The 20,707-nt window shown below is 38.8% G+C and carries 28 protein-coding genes; 10 read left to right on the top strand and 18 right to left on the bottom strand.

Going from position 1 to position 20,707, the window contains the following annotated elements; translation table 11 throughout:
- Positions 1-144: 144 nt before the first annotated feature.
- Positions 145-1,818, bottom strand: coding sequence for a beta-N-acetylhexosaminidase (nagZ, locus tag OU989_RS08995; RefSeq protein ID WP_274796803.1), 1,674 nt, complete (start codon positions 1,816-1,818; stop codon positions 145-147).
- Between the two features lie 191 nt (positions 1,819-2,009).
- Between nagZ and OU989_RS08990 the strand changes: the two genes are divergently transcribed.
- Complete coding sequence (locus OU989_RS08990) at positions 2,010-2,405, top strand: glucosamine 6-phosphate synthetase (protein ID WP_274796802.1); 396 nt, start codon at positions 2,010-2,012, stop codon at positions 2,403-2,405.
- A gap of 614 nt (positions 2,406-3,019) precedes the next feature.
- Here the strand turns inward: OU989_RS08990 and OU989_RS08985 are convergent.
- The 3 genes from OU989_RS08985 to OU989_RS08975 all read right to left on the bottom strand — a co-directional run bounded on the left by OU989_RS08985 (position 3,020) and on the right by OU989_RS08975 (position 4,904).
- On the bottom strand, positions 3,020-3,328 hold the full coding sequence (locus OU989_RS08985; protein WP_274796801.1) for a hypothetical protein: 309 nt from the start codon (positions 3,326-3,328) through the stop codon (positions 3,020-3,022).
- A gap of 65 nt (positions 3,329-3,393) precedes the next feature.
- On the bottom strand, positions 3,394-3,927 hold the full coding sequence (locus tag OU989_RS08980; protein WP_274797305.1) for a GNAT family N-acetyltransferase: 534 nt from the start codon (positions 3,925-3,927) through the stop codon (positions 3,394-3,396).
- 107 nt (positions 3,928-4,034) lie between these two features.
- Positions 4,035-4,904: a GNAT family N-acetyltransferase gene (locus OU989_RS08975; RefSeq protein ID WP_274796800.1), complete on the bottom strand. Its 870-nt coding sequence runs from the start codon at positions 4,902-4,904 to the stop codon at positions 4,035-4,037.
- Positions 4,905-5,184: 280 nt separating this feature from the next.
- Between OU989_RS08975 and OU989_RS08970 the strand changes: the two genes are divergently transcribed.
- A complete protein-coding gene (locus OU989_RS08970; RefSeq protein ID WP_274797304.1) occupies positions 5,185-6,357 on the top strand; it encodes a multidrug effflux MFS transporter in 1,173 nt (390 codons plus the stop codon).
- A 97-nt stretch (positions 6,358-6,454) separates the two neighbouring features.
- On the opposite strand, the gene OU989_RS08965 is transcribed toward OU989_RS08970, so the two are convergent.
- A complete protein-coding gene (locus OU989_RS08965; RefSeq protein ID WP_274797303.1) occupies positions 6,455-6,952 on the bottom strand; it encodes a hypothetical protein in 498 nt (165 codons plus the stop codon).
- Positions 6,953-7,048: 96 nt separating this feature from the next.
- Here OU989_RS08965 and OU989_RS08960 point away from each other — a divergent pair, with 96 nt between their 5' ends.
- Positions 7,049-7,501 carry an NUDIX domain-containing protein gene (locus tag OU989_RS08960; RefSeq protein ID WP_274796799.1) on the top strand — a complete coding sequence of 151 codons (453 nt, stop codon included), beginning with the start codon at positions 7,049-7,051 and terminating at the stop codon, positions 7,499-7,501.
- Positions 7,502-7,533: 32 nt separating this feature from the next.
- Here the strand turns inward: OU989_RS08960 and OU989_RS08955 are convergent, their stop codons facing one another.
- Positions 7,534-7,977, bottom strand: coding sequence for a GNAT family N-acetyltransferase (locus tag OU989_RS08955; RefSeq protein WP_274796798.1), 444 nt, complete (start codon positions 7,975-7,977; stop codon positions 7,534-7,536).
- Positions 7,978-7,987: 10 nt separating this feature from the next.
- Positions 7,988-8,305, bottom strand: a complete 318-nt coding sequence (locus OU989_RS08950) for a MazG-like family protein (RefSeq protein ID WP_274796797.1) — start codon at positions 8,303-8,305, stop codon at positions 7,988-7,990.
- A gap of 241 nt (positions 8,306-8,546) precedes the next feature.
- Between OU989_RS08950 and OU989_RS08945 the strand changes: the two genes are divergently transcribed.
- Positions 8,547-9,122 (top strand): LOG family protein, encoded by a 576-nt coding sequence (locus OU989_RS08945; RefSeq protein WP_274796796.1) that lies wholly within the window; start codon positions 8,547-8,549, stop codon positions 9,120-9,122.
- Positions 9,123-9,197: 75 nt separating this feature from the next.
- Here the strand turns inward: OU989_RS08945 and OU989_RS08940 are convergent, their stop codons facing one another.
- Positions 9,198-9,395, bottom strand: coding sequence for a transmembrane Fragile-X-F protein (locus OU989_RS08940; protein WP_274796795.1), 198 nt, complete (start codon positions 9,393-9,395; stop codon positions 9,198-9,200).
- A gap of 117 nt (positions 9,396-9,512) precedes the next feature.
- Between OU989_RS08940 and OU989_RS08935 the strand changes: the two genes are divergently transcribed.
- From OU989_RS08935 to OU989_RS08925, 3 genes are all read left to right on the top strand, one after another.
- Positions 9,513-10,490, top strand: a complete 978-nt coding sequence (locus OU989_RS08935) for a dimethylarginine dimethylaminohydrolase family protein (RefSeq protein ID WP_274796793.1) — start codon at positions 9,513-9,515, stop codon at positions 10,488-10,490.
- A 105-nt stretch (positions 10,491-10,595) separates the two neighbouring features.
- Complete coding sequence (locus OU989_RS08930; protein ID WP_274796792.1) at positions 10,596-10,841, top strand: YkuS family protein; 246 nt, start codon at positions 10,596-10,598, stop codon at positions 10,839-10,841.
- A gap of 143 nt (positions 10,842-10,984) precedes the next feature.
- Positions 10,985-12,151, top strand: a complete 1,167-nt coding sequence (locus OU989_RS08925) for a Ger(x)C family spore germination protein (protein ID WP_274796791.1) — start codon at positions 10,985-10,987, stop codon at positions 12,149-12,151.
- A 44-nt stretch (positions 12,152-12,195) separates the two neighbouring features.
- Here OU989_RS08925 and OU989_RS08920 read toward each other — a convergent pair whose 3' ends face one another.
- From OU989_RS08920 to OU989_RS08900, 5 genes are all read right to left on the bottom strand, one after another.
- Positions 12,196-12,855 (bottom strand): MBL fold metallo-hydrolase, encoded by a 660-nt coding sequence (locus tag OU989_RS08920; RefSeq protein WP_274796790.1) that lies wholly within the window; start codon positions 12,853-12,855, stop codon positions 12,196-12,198.
- A gap of 143 nt (positions 12,856-12,998) precedes the next feature.
- Positions 12,999-14,153, bottom strand: coding sequence for an MFS transporter (locus OU989_RS08915; protein ID WP_274796789.1), 1,155 nt, complete (start codon positions 14,151-14,153; stop codon positions 12,999-13,001).
- Positions 14,154-14,343: 190 nt separating this feature from the next.
- A complete protein-coding gene (locus OU989_RS08910) occupies positions 14,344-14,496 on the bottom strand; it encodes a hypothetical protein (protein ID WP_274797401.1) in 153 nt (50 codons plus the stop codon).
- Between the two features lie 72 nt (positions 14,497-14,568).
- Positions 14,569-14,721: a hypothetical protein gene (locus tag OU989_RS08905; protein ID WP_274796788.1), complete on the bottom strand. Its 153-nt coding sequence runs from the start codon at positions 14,719-14,721 to the stop codon at positions 14,569-14,571.
- A 282-nt stretch (positions 14,722-15,003) separates the two neighbouring features.
- The gene (locus OU989_RS08900) at positions 15,004-15,534 is read right to left on the bottom strand and encodes a hypothetical protein (protein ID WP_274796787.1); all 531 of its coding nucleotides are present in this window, start codon (positions 15,532-15,534) and stop codon (positions 15,004-15,006) included.
- A 529-nt stretch (positions 15,535-16,063) separates the two neighbouring features.
- Between OU989_RS08900 and OU989_RS08895 the strand changes: the two genes are divergently transcribed.
- Both OU989_RS08895 and OU989_RS08890 read left to right on the top strand, forming a co-directional pair.
- The gene (locus tag OU989_RS08895) at positions 16,064-16,546 is read left to right on the top strand and encodes an Ltp family lipoprotein (RefSeq protein WP_396631742.1); all 483 of its coding nucleotides are present in this window, start codon (positions 16,064-16,066) and stop codon (positions 16,544-16,546) included.
- 321 nt (positions 16,547-16,867) lie between these two features.
- Entirely contained in the window at positions 16,868-17,050 is a 183-nt protein-coding gene (locus tag OU989_RS08890) for a hypothetical protein (protein ID WP_274796786.1), read from the top strand.
- Positions 17,051-17,201: 151 nt separating this feature from the next.
- On the opposite strand, the gene OU989_RS08885 is transcribed toward OU989_RS08890, so the two are convergent.
- The 4 genes from OU989_RS08885 to OU989_RS08870 form a co-directional block, all read right to left on the bottom strand.
- Entirely contained in the window at positions 17,202-17,369 is a 168-nt protein-coding gene (locus OU989_RS08885; RefSeq protein WP_274796785.1) for a hypothetical protein, read from the bottom strand.
- Between the two features lie 129 nt (positions 17,370-17,498).
- Positions 17,499-17,621 carry a hypothetical protein gene (locus tag OU989_RS08880; protein WP_274796784.1) on the bottom strand — a complete coding sequence of 41 codons (123 nt, stop codon included), beginning with the start codon at positions 17,619-17,621 and terminating at the stop codon, positions 17,499-17,501.
- A gap of 116 nt (positions 17,622-17,737) precedes the next feature.
- Positions 17,738-18,673: a PD-(D/E)XK nuclease family protein gene (locus OU989_RS08875; RefSeq protein WP_274796783.1), complete on the bottom strand. Its 936-nt coding sequence runs from the start codon at positions 18,671-18,673 to the stop codon at positions 17,738-17,740.
- A 12-nt stretch (positions 18,674-18,685) separates the two neighbouring features.
- Positions 18,686-19,426, bottom strand: coding sequence for a sulfite exporter TauE/SafE family protein (locus OU989_RS08870; RefSeq protein ID WP_274796782.1), 741 nt, complete (start codon positions 19,424-19,426; stop codon positions 18,686-18,688).
- 92 nt (positions 19,427-19,518) lie between these two features.
- Between OU989_RS08870 and OU989_RS08865 the strand changes: the two genes are divergently transcribed.
- Positions 19,519-20,010, top strand: a complete 492-nt coding sequence (locus OU989_RS08865) for a DUF1648 domain-containing protein (protein WP_274796781.1) — start codon at positions 19,519-19,521, stop codon at positions 20,008-20,010.
- A gap of 44 nt (positions 20,011-20,054) precedes the next feature.
- On the opposite strand, the gene OU989_RS08860 is transcribed toward OU989_RS08865, so the two are convergent.
- Complete coding sequence (locus tag OU989_RS08860) at positions 20,055-20,684, bottom strand: type 1 glutamine amidotransferase family protein (protein WP_274796780.1); 630 nt, start codon at positions 20,682-20,684, stop codon at positions 20,055-20,057.
- Between the last annotated feature and the right edge of the window lie 23 nt (positions 20,685-20,707).

The following is a 20,707-nucleotide window of genomic DNA, read 5'->3' as shown; positions in this document are numbered from 1 at the left end:
TTAAATGTTCTATTTACATATTCATATTAAGCGAGTGAGTAATTAGAATCAACGACATTGCTAGGATCTTTATTTAATCTTCATATCGGGATTATCGAAAAATAAAAGAGACATACATATTTACAGGTATGTCCCTCCCTATCTTTATTTCATATACATATTCAATACTTTTTCAATGTCTGTATTAAGACTGTTGATATCGACAGCTTTCACAGGTTGATTGGCAAGCTGATACTTTTGCTTCAGCGCTATGATTCTTCGGACGCTGTCATCAATGCGATCCTCTGTTATCTCTCCCTTGTTGACGGCTGCCTTCACAGCTTGGATCGCTGCTGTCACATTTGCATACTCATGGGCAATTAAAATAACATCACTACCCGCCTTCACAGAATCTACGGCTGCCCGTCCGATATCAAAATGGTTGGTAATGGCTTTCATGGTCATATCATCCGTCATTACTACACCGTCAAAGTCGAGCTGCTCTCTTAACATACCTGTAATAACGTCCTTCGACATCGATGAAGGATACTGTGGATCAATCTTAGGTAATAAGATATGAGCAACCATCACGACATCAGCACCGTTATCAATGGCTGCTTTAAATGGCACAAGTTCTAATTGATTCAAATCGTCCAAACTTTTTGTGACCTTAGGCAATTCTAAATGGGAATCTACCGCCGTATCCCCATGACCGGGAAAATGCTTGACAACAGGAATGACCTGCTTGGATTCTAGCCCTTTCATGGTTTCTATGCCTAATTTGCTGACGATATCAGGATCATTGGAAAACGAGCGATCACCGATAATGGGATTGTTCGGATTGCTATTGACGTCCAGTACAGGCGCAAAATCAAGGTTAAAGCCGAACGCCTTTAGTTGTTCCCCTAGTAATTGACCCACCGCAAATGACAATGATGATTGATTGATGTCACCAATTCTTTGGTTCGTTGGGAAATTTTTTAAAGGTCCAGGTAAACGGACAACCTTTCCACCCTCTTGATCTGTTCCTAGAAAAAGTGGTAGCTGATTATTTACATTTGCAGCCATTAAGGCATTCATGAGTGTGACAGTTTGCTGTGGTGTGTCAAGATTATTGCCATACAGTATTAAACCGCCCACTTTGTAGTCGTGAATGAGACTTGTCGTCTCCTGCTGGAGCGTCGTACCTGAAACGCCTGCAAACATCATTTGCCCGATTTTTTCATCCAATGTCATTTGTTCTACTGTATCTGTTACTTGTTCAGTTAGTTCTGTATAGACCGAAATATGATGCACGACAGGATTAGCATCGCTGTCAGTCGGTTTTGGTAAGATCCATTTTAACTGATACTTGTCATTCACTTGATAGACAAAAATAATTTGTTTGGTCGTTGGGTCCTGATAGTAGCGAACCTCATCCGGTTCCCCTAACTTGTTTTTAATATCTGTAAGATGAATTTTCTTCATATCTTCTTTGAATGAACGAATATCAAAGGCCTTTGAACCTTGATAGCCGATGGTCACATCCTGATACTCTTCGTATTGTCCATTCGCTGACTCCGTTACTTGCAGAGGTTTTCCCCATTTCGCATGCACCGCCTGTTGATCAGCTTCTCCCGCTGCAAAGGGGATATCAGGCGCTCTTCCCTCTTGGGCTAAATGGGCTATATCCTGTACGATGTCCCCCACATTTTCAGACATTTCTTCTTGGACTGCGCTGGACTCTGAATTTCTTGTCGTTGTTTGTGTAGCTGGCCTTAATTTCATGCCGAAAAAAAGGAACAGACCCATTAACATGATCACGAGAACTAGGAGCAAACCGCGTCTTCTTTTATGCATAAAAAACCTCCTTCACCCATCAAAATGACCATCTCGAAAAAAATCTACTAGCTAACGTTAACATAACCACTCTATGAATTCAAAACATGTGAAATCAACAAAATCGTTGCCCCCATTAGAAAATATTATCGTAAGCTAGCAAAAATACAAAGGAAGATGTTAAAATATTCTCATAAAGGGGGATGCAACGCATGGGGAAATTAAGCAAAAGAAATATATTGTGGATTGTGCCTATTGGTATTTTAGGGGTATTCTGGTACTTTTATGGTCCACAAAAGGATATTACTGACAATGAATATATTACATACGTAAAAAACTATTCCTATGAAAATAGTACAAAAACATTAGAGAGCGCCTTTGCCTCTGCCTGCGACAATCCATATTGGGTTTATTTCGAAACCCAAAAGGGCCAAGACGTGGTAGAGTTCGAGGGAAATTGCCCCGTTAACAATGAAGTAGCCAAAGTGAATATGCAATTTCTTGTAGACAACGCCATCACCAACGTCCAATCAGGTGCAATGCTGGTCGATAGTAAAATGCAAGAGGAAACAGATCGCGATCAATTTCTGCTAGCCCTTGTTCAATAAAAGATAGACGCCCTTATAGTGAGACTATAAGGGTCTTTTTGTGTACCGAGGATGGCAAGTGATGGATAGCTCAGGTAATGTGGCGGATAGAACGGGCAAAGTGGTGGATAGAATCCTGAAAGTGACGGATAGAACACTCAATGTGATGGATAACCCTGCGCAATCGCAATCAAACATGCAAAGTGACGGATAGAACACTCAATGTGGCGGATAGATCGGCGAAAGTAGCGGATAGAACACTTAATGTGACGGTTAGCTTGGGGAATCTGGCGGATAGAATGCTTAATGTGACGGTTAGCTTGGGGAATCTGGCGGATAGAGCGTCCAATTTAACGATAGCTCGGGCAGAACGATAGATTGCGCTAAGGAACCGGAGAAGGTAAGCGAATTAGTGGATAGAATCCTGAAAGTGACGGATAGCTCGGCGAAACTAGCGGATAGAACACTTAATGTGGCGGATAGCTTGGGGAATCTGGCGGATAGAGCGCTCAATTTAATCGATAGCTCAGCGAATGTGACGGATAGCATGCTCAGATTACTGGATAGCGCATAAAAAGAAGTATTCTTCTCAAAATAAAAACCCATGTATTGAACATACATGGGTTGAGCTGCTATTAACAATTTTCTGTGGAATAGGAGGACTTTAAAATAGTCCGTTCAATTAGTCTTATTTCGTTATTTAGCTTCGCAATCGCCGCTTCAATTTGTTGATAGCGCTCCATTTGGTTGATCTTCTCGGTTGGTATTGTCTCTTTTAAAGCGGCCTGCCCTGCGTATAAGCTTGCTAGTAAATCTAGCTTCTGAAAATAAGCTGTGCTGTATTGCTCCATAACACCTAGCTCCTCTTCTGTTACATTTTCAAGAACGAATGAATTATTGTTCATATAAGCACTATAACCGAAAATCTCAACCTCAAAACTCACCCTAAATCATTATTTATTATCCACAATTCAGTAAAAAAGTATTCTTTCACTTTACCAAAGCTAAACTATTCATCTTTTTTTAACAAAGAATAGATAAACGTATCATAAGCTTGTCCGTTTTGATATATATAATCCCTCAATATACCTTCTTCCTGAAACCCTAGTTTCCTGAGTAGCTGATTGGATGCTTCATTTGCTAAAAAGACAACAGCTCCGATGCGATTCAAATTCATCGTCTCAAAGCCATAGGTAATTACTTTTTGCACAGCTTCTTTTGTATAGCCTTGTCGCCAGTAATCAGGATGAGTTTCATAGCCTATTTCTGCTCGTTGATGCGCCGCCGACCATAAATGAAACCCAATTGTCCCAATAATTTCATTTGAATCCTTATGTTCAATGCCCCAACGAATCCCACGTTTTTCTTCAAAGTTTTTGGCAAAATGCTTGATTAATTCATCAGCCTGTTGCTTATCGACAAATGGCTCCTGCCCATAATAGCGTGTGACCTCCTGATTTGAAAAGCAACGAAAAATCGCACCTACATCGTCCTCTTTGAGTTCTCTTAATCTAAGTCTGTCTGTTTCTAAAATTGGAAACATCATGTCCTCCCCCTCCTCTACCCTCCATACCATTCTCTACCATTCCTTTAAAATCCTTTATTGACAACAAAAAAAAGCGCAGCCTGCAATTAGGCTCGCACTTTTTATTAACCGAATGCTTGTGCTGCAAGAGCAAATAATGTTTGATTGCGAGTAGGCATTTTTTTGGCATTGCAGATCATGACAGGTGGTGTTGCAGCCAATGTAAAACCACTTTGTTGTAAAAATGGCCAAAGCTCCTTTTGGATAGACGGACAGTCGATACGTAATTTCCCGTTATGACCCTTAGCCAATTCTTTAATAATATTCTGCGCTATTTCCTTATTTGGCGCTACGATGGGTCCTAATAGAAGATAAATGGGTCCTTGAATCGTTAGACCGTACCCAATCAATTGGTTGTGCTCATTTTTCACAACAACACAGTGCTGGGACTGCCGAATTCTTTCCCGCAAAAAGAGTTCTCTACGATCCCCAAATGCTCCTGCATCAAGCTTGACCAGCTGTTCAAATTCCGCTTCTTGAAATTCTTTAATCATGACAAAAGAATCAACGTCCCTTGTCGTCTCTACAAAGTTGTCTGCTAAATATTTATGTACATGCTCAACCGTCCTAAAGCCCATTTTTTCATATAAAGGCTCTCCCTCTTTTGTTGCTACAAGGATAATGGTTGTTTCCTTTGAAACATGATCGATACAAGCTTGTGTAACAACTCTACCTAAGCCAAAACCTCTGCATTGCTCATGCACAATTACCATGCCAATGGAAGCTACATTTGTATCATAGTTCGTTATAGCTGCACATGAAACAATTTTTCCTTCCTTATTTTTATGACCGACTATTCGACCAGCTGCCATGATTGTCTTAATTTCGTGAGCATCATAGTCCCACCCAACAGAAGCCGATAGCTCGATTAATCCTTGAATATCCTTAGCCGTCAATTCTGTGAGCTGAAATACATCTTCACTTTGTAATGTCAATTTTGTTCCTCCTCTACATTTAAAGAACGTTTGTTCTATTTTACATAATTCCCCTTCCATGTACAAGCAATTTCTTTTAGGTTTAGCAATTATTCCTATTTAAATATTGTAAAATGGCTTATAATAGGGACCAGACTATGCACTCCTACTTCAAGCATATAAAGGTGATTTCAACATGACATCCTATGAACGTATACTGATAATGGTCCCGCCGTTTCCCTAGCTACGCAATCTACTTGTAATAGCACAAAGTAGAATTTGCTTGTAGGAGGGCAATATGTTGAAAAAACAGGCAGTACCATCTTTATTGTTAATGATTGTTCTTGTGGCTTTTCCACAAATTAGTGAAACTATTTATACACCATCTCTACCGGATATTGCAGCTGCACTTGGTGTCTCCAATAGCGCTGTCCAATTCACCTTAAGCATCTATTTTATTGGCTTTGCATTAGGAGTTTTTGGCTGGGGATGGATTTCTGATATCATTGGTCGCCGCCCTGCCATGTTAGGCGGTCTCCTTTTTTATGGAATTGGGAGCTTACTTTGTTTTTATGCAGAGACACTTCCCTTTCTAATAGGAAGTCGATTTATTCAAGCGTTCGGGGCTGCTACTGGCTCTATTATTACGCAGACCATTTTGCGTGAAAGTGTAACGGGTAGTCAACGACACGCCATGTTTGCACAAATTTCAGCCGTCATAGCCTTTACCCCTGCGGTAGGGCCACTGATTGGTGGATGGGTGGATCAAGCATTAGGCTTTCGGGCTGTGTTTTTTGTTCTTGTTGTGATGAGTATGTTGTTGTTCATCTATGCTTATTGCAGGCTACCTGAAACAACAAATCCTGCAGCAAGACAAAGAATAGCGATTTGGCCTGTCGTCAAACGCCTTTGCGCTTCACCAACCGTTCTTGTTTATGGATTACTCATCGGAGGCATCAATGGTGTGCTATTTAGCTACTATGCTGAAGCACCTTTTATCTTCATCGAGCATTTCAAGATAACGCCTGGCCTATATGGGTTTCTGGGCATCATCGTTGCACTGGCTTCGATCATTGGAGCCATGATCTCAAAGCGACTTGTCAAAAATCATCCACCACAATGGATCATTCACGTTGGTTGTTTGGTGATGCTAATAGGTGCACTTCTTTTAACAATTATCTGTAGTGTACCAATGCACGTAACAATACTGGCGATAGGCATAATGCTAACCGTTTTTCTAATGCTACTCGGTGCTGGCATTGCACTTCCTAATTGTCTAAGTCTTGCATTAGTAGACTTTCAGGATGTTATCGGTACAGCCGGTGCTATTTTTAGTCTTGGCTATTACCTATTAGTCAGTGCCATTACATCGGGCATGAGTTTACTACACAACGGTTCTTTACTGACAATGCCACTTTACTTCTTGGGTCTATCCCTGACGATGTGGCTTTGTGGGAGAAAATATATTCAATAGCAACTTCAATCCATAATGGATGATAGCGGGCATCCAATGACGATAACACAAATGAGCCACCTTAAATTATTTTAAGGTGGCTTCTCCTTCGATCGCATTACTGAAAATAATAATCCACTACTTGTTGTGCGGAATGGAAAACTTTATTGCTTTGCGTTTTATAGAGAAATGTTGGTTGATTACAGGCTTTCTCGAGGCTTTTTGCTTGCTTTAGTTTATCGGTCATTTGCTCAATAATATCGGTATAGCCATCGAGCTGATTGGATATTTTAGGTAGCATTATTGGTGAAATGTCCAAAACAATGGATACTTGATCCTCTGCATAGCTATTTAAATTGATAAAAAAGCACTCTTCCAAATTCTTTGAATGTTTATCCACATTAATAACAGCTTCTTGAAAATTAGCAATTAAGCCTGTTGACGTTTTTTTAATCGTAAAGCCTTGCTGCGTTAAATGCTGTTCAACGAGACTTAAAAACTGTTCTACCTCTGCATCAAGCTTCGGTCTAACAGTTGATTGAATTAAGTCATCGCATTTCTGATAAATTGTATCGATTTCAGCCTGTTTGTCTACAAGAATTTTAAAATTGGACATTGAATACACGCTTTATCTCCCCTTTTTACTAAGGTAGACATTCATGAAGCGTTTTAGTCATGATCCATGTAAAAATAACATTAAAAGGAGAATCCTATGATAAGAAATTCGGTTAAAGCCATCATTATTGTGAACGGGGAAATCTTACTAACAAAAAATCAAGATCCGGAGGGCTTTTTTTATCTTTTCCCGGGAGGCGGACAAGAGCATGGAGAGACCTTTCATGAAGCACTGCAAAGAGAATGTCTTGAAGAAATTGGCTCCTCTGTTCAGATTGGAGAGCTTCTATTTATCCGAGAATATATCGGAAAAAACCATGAACATGCTGCCTTTGATGCTGATGCACACCAAGTAGAATACTATTTTTTATGCCAGTTAAATGGGGTCTCCTGTCAGCCAACGAATCCCGATAGCCATCAAATCGGAACAGAATGGCTACCCATCGAAATGCTACATACGAAGAGACTTTATCCAAAAGCATTCATCGAACCATTACAACAATTTATCCGTGGACAAAAAACAACAATTTACTTGGGTGACATCAATTAAATAGGCTGCCTATTGAAATAGACAGCCCTTTCTTATGTCAGTAGCTTTACCATCGTATAATAGCTGCTACCTGGCGGATAATCTTTAATTTCTCCTACAACACGATAGCCTTGTGTTTCATAAAATGTTCGCGCTTGGAATTCAAAGGTTGTCAACAGTGCTTTCGTTGCTCCCATATCCTTAGCAATTCCCTCAGCCTGTGCCAGTAGCTTTTTGCCCAAACCTTTCCCTCGATATTCTTCACAAAACCAAAATTTATGTATTTCCAGCCAACCCCAGTAGACCTCAGCTGTTATCCCACCAATCCATTGTTGCTGGTCATCAGTGACGATCAGGTGTAAAGGCTGAACTGCACCCTTCTGCCTACTTTCTCGGTGATAAGAGGAATGCTCATTGTTAAATGTTCGAATCTTTTCTGCTAAAAAGTTTGTAAACTCATCATGCTCTTCACGTAGAATTTCCACTTGATACTCCATTGCTCTCCTCCTAATCCTGATAGCGTTTTAACAGCTTGTCTTGATGAGCAGCAAATATGTCCTCTAGGGGAATATCATATTGATTTGCAATGACAATAATATTCCCTATCACATCGCCAAGCTCTTCCTTTAGCTCTTGTTTATTTTCCTCATAGGATGCTATTTTTTCATCTGGTCGGTCTCTACCAATTTCTAATGCTCGAATAGCTCTTGCAACTTCGCCTGTTTCTTCTGCCAAAAACCCAATACGTGTAAAAATATTGAGCTCAGACCAACCCCGTTCTTCATAATAATCCTTCACCCAACGTTGAAACTCATTTAATTGCATGTTCTTTTCCTCCATTCCTTTCCACTTCAAAATAAATTATACTATTAATTGCGGCTCGGCGTAATGATTGTCCAGATTTTTCAAGCTTGCTCAAAGCTCCTCTACTAAATCTGTGACATCCGCTTGAGACCTATCTTATTTCAGTAGTTTTTTCATTGAGCAGATCAAGGATGCTTCGCTTTCGCTCGAAAAACCGTGCTGAACCAAGATAATCGAATGATTAGATATGGAGGAATCAACTATGAAAAGTATCGCAGTATTTTGTGGGTCCAGTATCGGCGCTTCTGATGCCTATCGTGAAGGGGCTATCCGCCTAGGTAAAGAATTAGCAAAGCGCCACATTACTCTCGTATATGGAGGTGCTAGTGTCGGAATTATGGCTACAGTAGCAAATACGGTTCTACAAGAAGGTGGAAAGGTCATTGGGGTGATTCCGACATTATTAGAGGAACGTGAGATTGCTCATCAGCAGCTATCCGAGTTAATCGTTGTCAATACGATGCATGAACGAAAGAGTAAAATGATGGAACTAGCGGATGGTTTTATCGCCCTACCTGGAGGCCCTGGAACATTAGAGGAATTTTTTGAAGTGTTTACTTGGAATCAAATCGGCTTGCATCAAAAGCCTTGTGCTATTTTCAATATCGAGGGCTATTTCGATTTATTAATTTCATTTTTTGACCATATGCAACAGGAACAATTTTTAAAAGCGCAATATCGAGAGGCACTTATTGTTGACGAGGACACGGCAGCACTATTAGATAAATGTGAAAGCTTTGTTCCAACCGCTATAAAAACCTATGAACTTAGCAAATAATTACGAAGTGGTAAGATTCGTTCCTTTTGGACGGAGCTTACCACTTTTTAGTTCCCGATTAAGCATCCCAATAGGTTAAAGACCTGCCCTCTTTTGTCGTTTTTTCACTGCTACTACACCAATCAACACAGCGACGAGCTTCACCACCAATAGTAGTACATACAAACTAATTGAGATAATGGCAGGTAATAAGACTAGCCACCATGACCATGCTATGACATCTGTCCATTTTAAAACAACCAAAACGATGGTCAACACTTCTGCAATGCCCATCTTTTCACCACCTTAACAACCTTTCTTGACTATGTAGTTACTATATAGCTTAGGATAAGGACACAACGGAGAATATAGTTCACTCTTTTTCTCCATCATACAACAGGAGGAAGTACGATGACGAATATTTTTGTAAAAAGTGAGTTTGCTCCTTTAAAGAGAGTGGTAATGGCTCAATCAGAATTTGCTTTTCCCTCAAAAGACGAGTTAACAGATGATGAATTTTTAACTGAAGAAACGTTAGCACTCTATGCTGGTGTCGATACGAAAGGTAAAAATTATAAAGATGTTTTTCCAGAAAGACAGCAGCAATGGGAATTGGAACGTCTTAATTTAAAGAAAGTTTTAGAAAAGTATGGGGTTGAAGTCCATTCTCCAAGACTTTTAACAGACTATGAAAAGGAATTAGGAAAAGAGGATGGCTATAGCAATTTCTTTGTCCGAGATCCGTTTTTCACCATTGGTCCATTGTTAATCGAAGGCTCACTTCGATTTCCCCATAGACGCAATGAAATTTTGCCTGTGCGTCATCTTTTAGCACAGGAGGCAAATGAAAATCAATGTTACTATGTCTCTATTCCAAAGCCAGATATGGCAGAAGGACAAGCGTCAGAAGCGGGTCCCTTTTTAGAGGGAGGCGATGTCTTAGTTTTAGATAAAATAATTTTCGTTGGAAATTCAGGACTAGCTTCCAATCAAAATGGCGTTCAATGGCTACGTAATTTAGCGAGTAACTTCGATTATACGGTAGTTGAAGTTCCGCTTCATCCAACTATTCTTCATTTAGACTGTGCTCTTAGCTTGGTAAGAAACGGACTTATGATTGTTTGTGAGGAAGCCTTTTTAGATGGTATTCCTGAACAGCTAAAGGATTGGGATAAAATTTACGTTTCCTTAGAAGATGCGGCACGCCTTGCTACCAATGGTTTACCTGTTAATGAACAGGTTTATATTACAGATAAAGAATTTACATGGATTGGTGAACAATTAGAACAAAAAGGGATCACAGTCGAATATGTTGATTTTAAAATTTCACGAAGCTTCGGAGGTTCTTTTAGATGTAGTACACAGCCACTATTAAGAACAGAGCGCTAAACTCATGTTGTGAAGAAAGCAGGAAATTATCCATCTTCCTTTAAAAAATAATATGAATAATGAGCAACCTGAAATGGCACATTATTTATAGGAGGTGGACGAAAAATGTCTAGAATTATTGGTGTGGAACAATCATTATCTAATATTGAGGATGCTTTAAAAGCAAAAGGCTATGAAGTGATCCAGCTTCGCAATGAAGAGGATGCCAAAAAATGTGATGCCTGTATCATTACAGGTCAGGATCGAGACGTGATGGGAATTAGTGATCCAGTCATGGCAGGTCCAGTCATCGACGCGGATGGGCTTTCAGCAAACGAAGTTGTTCAACGCGTTGAGAAATACTTTCATTAACTGAGTAAGTCAGTGCTGCCACAGCATCTTGTTGACTGTAGGCAGCACTCTTCTATTCCATTCTCCTACATACTATCTTACTTATAATATACTCATTTTTTGTCCAAACTAATGTACACGACCTTTAAAAAGTAGGGAGACATATGAGTCAAAAAAATATAGTAGTGGCTATGTTCATATTTACTATTACACTCCTGTTATCAGGCTGTTGGGATGTCACAGAGCCACAACGAATGTACTATGTGCAAGGTGTTGGAGTAGATTATAAGGACAATGAATATACTGTATACTTACAAATTATTAACTTTGCCACTGTAGCTAAAACAGAAACAGCAAATCCTCAAGCAGCGCCTACCGAGATAGGGAAAGCTACGGGCAAAACTATTGAAGAGGCTATTTATAAATTATATCGTTCGATGGACCAAGAAGTGTTTTGGGGGCATATGACCTTTCTTCTTTTCTCAGATAATGCTATGCGTGATGAGCATGCCATTTCTGTTATCGACACATTTTTGCGTTTTCGAGAAACCCGATATCATATTTGGGTCTACTGTACAGATGACTCGATTGAGGATGTGTTATTAGTTTCTCCATTATTAGAGAAATCACCAACCTCTGCTAAACTAAGTAACCCTAAAAATACAGCGAAGCAAGAGTCATTTGTAGAGCCTGTCAATTTAAGGCAGCTAGTGATCGGTTTAAATGAGCCAAACCATGAAATGAAGGTTCCTTACATTACCATTAATGAAAGCTGGGAAACAATAGATGGGCAAGAAAAAGAAACTTATTTTGCAGGTGTGGGTATTCTCTCAAAGGACAGCTTCAAAGGCTATTTAAAAGGGACATCTGCTCGAGGGATCGAATGGATGAATGATGCAACAAAACAAGGCGAAATTACCTTTGAATTAGCAAATAACGAAAAAGATGATTACCTAACTGTTGATATAAAAAAATTAGATGTCAGAGTTAAACCAATCGTCACTAATAGCCAAGTACGGTTTGAAGTCGTTTTAAAATTTGATACAGTCTTAAATGGCTTTAAAGGCAAGCTAGATCCAGATCAGGTAAGAAAAAAGGTTTCAGAGGAAGTCAAAAAAGAAATTATGGGTACCTTTGAGGAAGGCCTAAAAATGGATGCAGATGTCTTTCGTTTATCGGAATATTTATACCGTGATAACGTGAAAGCATGGAAAAAACTAGAGAAGAATGGCAAAATTCCATTAAATAAAGATTCCATTAGTAAAATCGATATTCATATCAATAAAGTAAGCCCTGGCCGTAAAACATTCCAAGAGACCATTACAGAATAATCAAAAATGACCAGCCTTTTGAAAAGTTAAGGCTGGTCTTTATACTATATCAGGATCTTTGTCAGCTGATGGTCAATATCTCCCCTACTAGCTCCACCGTGATAGCAAACAACCGTTTCAATATCTAGATCTACATATTTCTGTAAAGAAAGACGCGCTTCCTCTAAATGTAACACAGTTGGCTCGTGTATACCCTCAAGGTGGCCATCTACACTATACATTGAATCCCCTGCAACTAATGTTTTACTTTGTGTTAAATAGAGGCTAATATGACCAGGCGTATGTCCTGGTGTATGAATAACGCGAATTCCACCGCAAAACGGTAATTCTTCCCCATCATTCAACTCTACATCGACCCTACCCTTTGGGGGATTCACTAGTTGACCATCTTTCAATAGTGGCAACTCCCCTTGAATATAAGGCTTATCAAGGGCATGAGCATAAACATGTATATGCTGTCCACACTCCTGCAAAATATCAGGAAGACAACCGATATGATCCACATCCTGATGTGTTAAAATAACCGCTTTCAGTTGATCCAAAGACACGCCCACCTGTGCCATTGCCTCACGTAACGCATCCATTTGCCCTGGAAAGCCTGCATCCATTAACACAGCCATATTCTGATCCCACACCAACATCGGATGAATGATGAACCCTTGATAGTTCAGCTCTAGCATTTTGACACCCTTTGCAATTAGCATAGCTACCACCTACCTCGCCTTGTCATTTAATTTAAAATGTTACATAGCTAGTGTTCTGTGTTCTACACTCAATTTCCTGCCTCATATGTCGTTTATGTAATAAAAGGACCAGACACTCTTTTCGATGTGGCTGGTCCTTATGATTACATGTTCTTGTTTCTTTTATAATCTCTATATACTAATAAGACGACTAAAAGGAAGCTTAAGCTAACAAGACGGAAAATCGTTTCTAAACTCATCCATTCTGCTAGAATCCCTAGTACAAAGGCACTCATGCCAACTCCAACATCGAAGCTTGAAAGAAAAGTAGCATTGGCTGCTCCGCTTTTTGCTTCACTTACTTTTTGAACAGTCCATGTTTGTAAACACGGCATAATGGTTCCATAACCTGCACCAAATAAAATTGCCGCGATCAGAAGACTTCCATTATTTGTTGTATAAGACAGCACAATCAATGATAAAAATCCTAGCGTTGCTGACACAATGATGATCGACCATGGTCCGTTCCGATCAAACCATTTTCCTGTAAATGGGCGTAGTAAAGTGGAAACAATTGCATTGATGAGAAAGAATAAAAAGATATGATTTAATCCTTTTTGTTCTCCGTACAGCACTAAAAAGGTAATGATCGCGCCAAATCCAAGTGTCGTCACTATAGTTAGTAATGCTTGAAACCATACATCTTTTTCAAAAATCGCTTCCATAAAACGAAATGGCTGCTTTTCATGTTGAATAGGTATCACTGATTGAACAAATGGAAGTACGATGACAGCTAATACACAAAGTAAGGCGGAAGACCAAATGAGTGTATGGAAGGAAAAAGAATGGTAGATAAGAATCCCAAGACTCGGTGCAACAATTGCTCCGACTGTTGTTGAAATGGAGAAATACCCCATACCTTCTCCTAATTTAGCTTTAGGAATACTATCGACAGCCATTGTACTATTAGTTGTAGTGGAAACCCCCCAAGCCGTTCCATGGACTAGCCGTAACAGAAGGAAAAGCCAAATATTATTAAGAAAAGGATACAACGTCGTAATGATTAATAACGATATACATGCACCTATCGCTAGATTTTTTCGCTGATGATCGATTAAATAGTAACCGATAAAAGGTCTGATAATAATTGCGCCTATTGTAAACACAGTCGTTACCAACCCTACTTGCATCGGGTTGGCGTTTAAACTTACTAAATAGGCCGGTAAAATTGGCAGTAACATTTCAAATCCTATAAAAATCAAAAAATTACTTATAAATAGAAAAAGAAATGACGGTGTAAAAATTTGTTGTTTATTCATTTTTAAATTCCTCGCTTCTAATTATTTTGCTAAATTAGAAGCGTTTGGAACACTGAAACATTCCTAAATTGCCTTAGTTTTTTCAGCAATCAACTCACCCTTTCTAAACGTTAATCCCAACAAAAAAAGACGCCATAAAAACCGGCGTCTAGGAATTTCTATCGATCATCCATTTTTTCACTTTTTTCATCTATGATAATAGACAGGCAAAAAGCTTCCGGTTACTATGTTTAATATGGCATTTACTTAAAAAACCACAGACTGGTCCCTTTGACAAAAAATCATCTAATTGTAAAAATGTCTTTACTTCAATTGCCATTGTTCTGTACACCATTTCCATCACTTTTTGCCTCCTCTCTTAAAATTCACATTCCTTATAATTTAATACAAGTTTAGCATAAAAGCAAATTTAACTTTAATGCACAACGGTTGCATATGATTGCGGTACAATATATCCCACCTTACGAGGTGCTACTACATTTTTCTTTTCAACATTTTTTATTTCACCCTCTACAGACTTTTTCACGGGTGTTTCCAAAAGCTCAAACATCGACATTTGTTTACTCATAGACATCCCCCCTCTATGAACTTAAAAGGTACTGAACGTTCGCAATTTGCTGCTTATCATATATATGTGGAACAAGCTGAATTTATACTATGAAATTTGTTGTTGTATAAGTTTAGTCAAACATAAAGCGAGTGACATTGTTCATCACCCGCTTTTGGTTACTTACTTATTAGTACATTATTTACGATCATCTATAAATTTCGTTCAGTTTCCCCGTTCCATAATTTAAAGTGAACTTCATACGAAGCTCCACCCTCCATATGATTTGAAACATCTGTTACATCAAGTATTTCTTTCAGGTGAATTGACTTTATCCTCTAAATTCATAAGTGTCGTCATACGCATGTCATCTTCCAAGTAACTAGATTCTAAAAACTCTAAATCAAATGATACAGCTTCATTGCTTCGATTATGTAATGCAAGCTCACATTCACCCATCATTAAGTCTTTACCCAACATTTCAAAATCACAGGTACCATCTCCATTGTAGGATATGGCCATTATGCCACTAGCAAAGGTTTCTTGATAGGCCGTAATGAGTAAATAAGGTAAACATGCATAGAGGATCACGACCAAACCAATTGTTCGAAAAAAATATTTGGTTATGCTCCTACCAAGTAAAATGATAGCAACTATAAACAAAACCGAACCGATGATACCTAGCATCCTAAATCCATCTTTCGTTTGGATTGGAAATGACATGAATGAAGATTGAGCATAGATCATTTCGCTGTTAGGATATGGGAAAAACAGACACATACATATACCTAAAATAACAATCCCGCTAATGAACGCTATTTTATTTTTAATCATTCTCTATCTCCTCGACCAAGAAGACAGAGAATTTGTTTGTTGATTCTGCACAATTTCCACCTATCACCAGATGGCTAGGTGATTTCATATAGACCATTTTCTCGCTCCCTTTTATACACATACATACCTATTTTACCATATATATCCTTAATAATAAATCATGCCTAATATGTTGAGCGTAGCTATAGTCTTAAGGTTGAAAGATAACACTGTCCAGAAATTTTTTTCGATAAGTGGAATTTTTACTAAATTTGTATGTACTTTTACCATCAAATTACCTAAAATGTAAAATAGGGGGAGGATGATAAAGATGGATGATTTATTTTTGATAATCTCGATAATGAGTTTTGTGGCAATTTTTATTTTCGTGATTTTATCAATTGTTAAATTTGCCAAAAAAGATAGTATAAAAGGTAAAAAACAAATCAAATTTGCTGGTATTTCAGTAGCCGTCATGATTGCTTCATTTATTGGGTTTGTCTCAACAACTGATTCAACTGAAACTTCCAAAGATAAGGGTAATGAAACAATTGAAACTACAGCAAAACCTAAGGAAGAAACACCTGAAGAAAAAGCTACACGAGAAGCCAAAGAAGCTGAAGAAAAAGTAGTAGCTGAACAGAAAGCTAAAGAGAATGCGGAGGCAAAGGCTAAAGCAGATGCAGAAGCCAAAGCTAAAGCAGAAGCTAAGGCTAAAGAGGAAAGTGTCCCACGAGAATATAAATCTGCCTTAAAGAAAGCAGAACAATATGCGAAAAATATGCAAATGTCAAAGGCAGGTATTTATGACCAATTAACATCGGAATACGGGGAGAAATTCCCAGCAGAAGCCGCTCAATATGCTATTGATAACATTGTTTTTGATTGGAAAGAAAACGCATTGAAAAAAGCCCAAACATACGCAAAAATGATGAGTATGTCAAATTCGGCAATTTACGAGCAGTTGATTTCTGAATATGGAGAAAAATTCACTCCTGAAGAAGCGCAGTATGCAATAGATAATTTAAAATAAATACAAACCTTATAATATGTAGTGAACCTAAAAAGTGAGACTTTAACCAGAATGGAATTTTCCATTCTGGTTTTTTCTTTTATTCAATACACATCCAAGATTACTTTTTATTGTAGTATTAATCTGACTTTCACCATTTTTAAGACCTTGCTTTACTAGTATTTTTTATCATACTGGCTTTAGTAAGCTATTGGCGGTCCATACTTTATGTAAAAAAACCATCGATCATCGAGTGGTCGAAAATGAAATTAACGTGTTTAGTTGAAATTAACAGGGATATTTTATTGGATAAGTTAAATACTATCTGTAGGAGGTGTCGAAATGAAAAGAGATAAAAAAAATACAGAATTTGCAACAGACGAGCCAACAAAACAAACATTTTCAAGAGATGCAGACCCAGGTACTAGTAAAAAACGTAATGAGCGTGAAGGACAATCTGACACTGCTCACCCACATGAAGACCTTATTATTAACGAGAAAAAGGGCAAATCAACTTCATTATAATCCAAGATTAATTCGCGTTTTATCTATTTTGACCACCCATCATGAGTGGTCTTTTTCTTTTTATCTGAGTATTACTTGGCTTATTAAGACCTGGCATCAACTTTTTTGACTAAAAGATTATTGTACGGAAATGAAAATCTCGAAATGATATCTATATTTTTATTTGGAGCGGGTTCCTCACTTTATGGAGCGCTTTCCACCCTTTTTGGAGCGGGTCTCCTGCTGTTTGGATCATCTCGCGCTCTAGTTGGAGCAGGTTCCTCACTTTATGGAGCGCTTTCCACCCTTTTTGGAGCGGGTCTCCTGCTGTTTGGATCATCTCGCGCTCTAGTTGGAGCGGGTTTCACACTTCATGGAGCGCCTTTCATTCATTTTGGAGCGCCACACCTGCTGTTTGGATCATCTCACGCTCTAGTTGGAGCGGGTTTCACACTTCATGGAGCGCTTTTCATTCATTTTGGAGCGCCACAACTGCTGTTTGGATCACCTTGCTCCCTAGATGGAGCGGGTTCCTCACTTTATGGAGCGCCTTCAATCGAATTTGGAGCGCCACACCTGCTGTTTGGATCACCTCGCACCTTATTAGGAGCGGGTTTCACACTTTATCTGAGCGTTTCCTTTTATTTTGGAGCTTCTACACGTTTTCTTGCAGTTTGAAGTATTCCAATACTATTTTAGTCACTTGCTTCATTTCTCCGCACATAACTCTCTAAAATTACAGCCTCGACAATGCCATTTATCTTGTGTTTGTTCAAAATCCTCGATGTCTACGGGCTCATTGGAGAAAATATCGGCCTGATACTTTTTCATTTCTAAAACACTGCGCTGGAAGGTATACAAAATATTCTCCATATCGACGTCTGTAAAACTATATTTCTTTCGTTTTCCTGATAATAAATATTCGTTATAGACCTCGATTTGTTCAAGTGATACACGGTATTTTTGCTGAACATAGTAGGCATAGAGCGCTAATTGCTGACGATCATCATCAGACTCCCCACCCGTCTTCCAGTCAACAATAACCCATTTATCCCTCAACTCGTCATAATAATGAAAGTCCATTACGACGAATACTTGGATGTCGTTGATTTTCATGGAGCGGAATTGCTCTGGTTCACCGATTCGGAGAGAACCTTTTTGTGCCGTAATCTGCTGGAATGTTTCACTCCTCAAAAAATGGTCAAAGACAATTTGTAAACGTTCTTTATAGTCCTGTATTAGTTCAGGAGGAAGTGTGCCATGATAGTAAATTTCCTGCATCATATAATATTTATTGGGCTTTTGCCGCCACCACTCTAGATGGCGTGTAGAATCAATAAAGGCCGCATTGAGCTGCCCTCGTGCGGATTGGATCAGCTCCTCTACCGTGGGAGCTTTGCCTGTTTGTAGATAATCATTAATGGCCTGCTCAATAAATCGGTGGACAATTTGCCCAAATAAAATAGGCATGGACTGTAGCTTTTTTAAACGATAAACATATTGATGAGAGGGCTCAACTTGATAGCTAAGCCATCCATTATGGGAAAAATAATATTCATAGCCATACTTGCGTGCACAGCTTGTGAGCGTTTTATGACGCGATAACGACCATGAAAAGGTTGGGTACGGTGTAATTTCAAACATGACTATCGCCTCCTATAGCTGGTGGATAAAATCATAGACAAGCTGGACGATCAGCACAATCGTAACGATACGCAATAAAAGCTTCACTTGATTGGCTTTAACTTTTCTTGCAAGGACAATCCCAATTTGTGCACCTATTGTAGAGCCGACCATTAAAATAAGTGTTAACGGCCACTCTATTTTTCCTGTAGCAATATACGTAATCGCTGCTCCAGAACACATGGCAAAAACGCCCACCCGTGAAAGACCTACCGCTTTGATATAGGAAATCTTCTCATGTGCATATGTATAAAGGGCCAATGTGCTACTCCCTGGGCCAAACATCCCATCATAAAAACCAACTCCAAGAAGAATTGGACCATTTTTTCGATTCATTGTAAAGCGCTCTTTTTCACCAAAATCAGCACCACCCATAAAGGACATAATCAGAGCAAAGCCTAATAAAATAATGGCGATGAGCGTTAAAGTTTGACTACTCATTAACGAAGCAAAAAGTCCACCAAGTGTACCTCCTACTAGGGATACAAGTAAGACCGAACGCATTTCTATCCAAGCCAATTCTTTTCGTTTGTAAATTGAATAAAAACTTGAAAAGGCACTCACCATATTGGACACTTTATTAGCGCCAATTGCTGAATGAACGGGAACTCCCATGAGCATCATCGTTGGTAATGTAATTAAACCGCCGCCACCAACTAATGTTCCAATGATATTCCCGATGATGCCAATTAGTAAAAACAACAAGTATTCCATAGTATCCTTCTTTCTCTAACCCATAAGCAATCATTCTATGATACAGTATAACAGATTGTTATTTTGAATGACGTTGGAAATGGGGGGCACGGATGCACACACAACAAAAAACACCAACACCACGCTTTTGTCACCAGCTGACAATCATGGTGACTACTATTTTTATAGCGGGGATTACGGCTACATTGATCCAATATCATAAGCTTCCTGCAACAATCCCTGTATTACAAAGCTTTACAAGTGAGCAAGCCCAGTTCGGACCAAAAATTGCTATTTTTTATTTACCCTTTATCGCACTGATGCTGTTTTTACTTTTACATTATTTAGAAATGAAAGCTGCTTATCCCGTTATGCGGAAAAAGAAAGCGCCGCTGTCACATCAACAACGGCAAAATGGTATCATCACTTTTTGTCTCATAAAAAATAGTATTTTATTGTATTTTACCTATTCCCTTTTCAATGACCTAATGGTGGCATTGGGACACGAACGAATTTTACAGCAGTGGCATGCTTACCTATTTTTATTGTTATTAAGCGGGATCTTTATTGCAGGGATCTTACGAGGCTTTTTGCTAGATAAATAGAGAGCATGTTTTCAAAAAATAACATGCTCCTCTTCAACTAGTCGTTATTCAATGGATGTCATTAGTTCATAAAAGTATGTTTTCTCCCTCGTTTCATAAAGCTTATACCAAGCGTGTAAGGTTTCCGTTGTAAAAACATCAAGTTGCCTCAAAACATGGTAGGCAAATTCCAACGGAGCAATTCCCGATGCCGTTACTAAGTTCCTTTCCGTTACGGCTGGCTCCTGGTTAAAATGTTCATCCCCGATATATTGTGGACAAAGCATCTTCAAGTATTCGAGATCGTTACTCGTATGTTGTCTTGTATCAAGCAAACCAGCCTTTGCGAGACCGATCGTTGCACCACAAATTGCAGCTACAAAAACTTCCTCATTCAACGCTTTTGAAACCATGTGCAACATAGGATCATGAATAGACTCTAGCCATGTATTACCTCCAGGAAGTATCAAGAGATCCATGCGATTCAAGTGACATTCAGCAATAGTAATAGTCGGGAGTATCGTGATGCCTCCCATTGTCGTAACAGGACTTCTATCAATTCCTATCGTCATCACCTCTAAAGGCTCTAACCCCTTTTTAAAATACCTACCTGAATTTAATTCCGCCATCAAATACCCGATCTCCCAATCTGCCATCGTATCAAAAACATAAAGATATACTTTTCTTGTTTGCATACTAAACACTCCTTCTATTGAAT

It is taken from the genome of Lysinibacillus irui, from assembly GCF_028877475.1.
Classification (GTDB): domain Bacteria; phylum Bacillota; class Bacilli; order Bacillales_A; family Planococcaceae; genus Lysinibacillus; species Lysinibacillus irui.
This window is presented reverse-complemented; position numbering and strand designations above follow the sequence as displayed.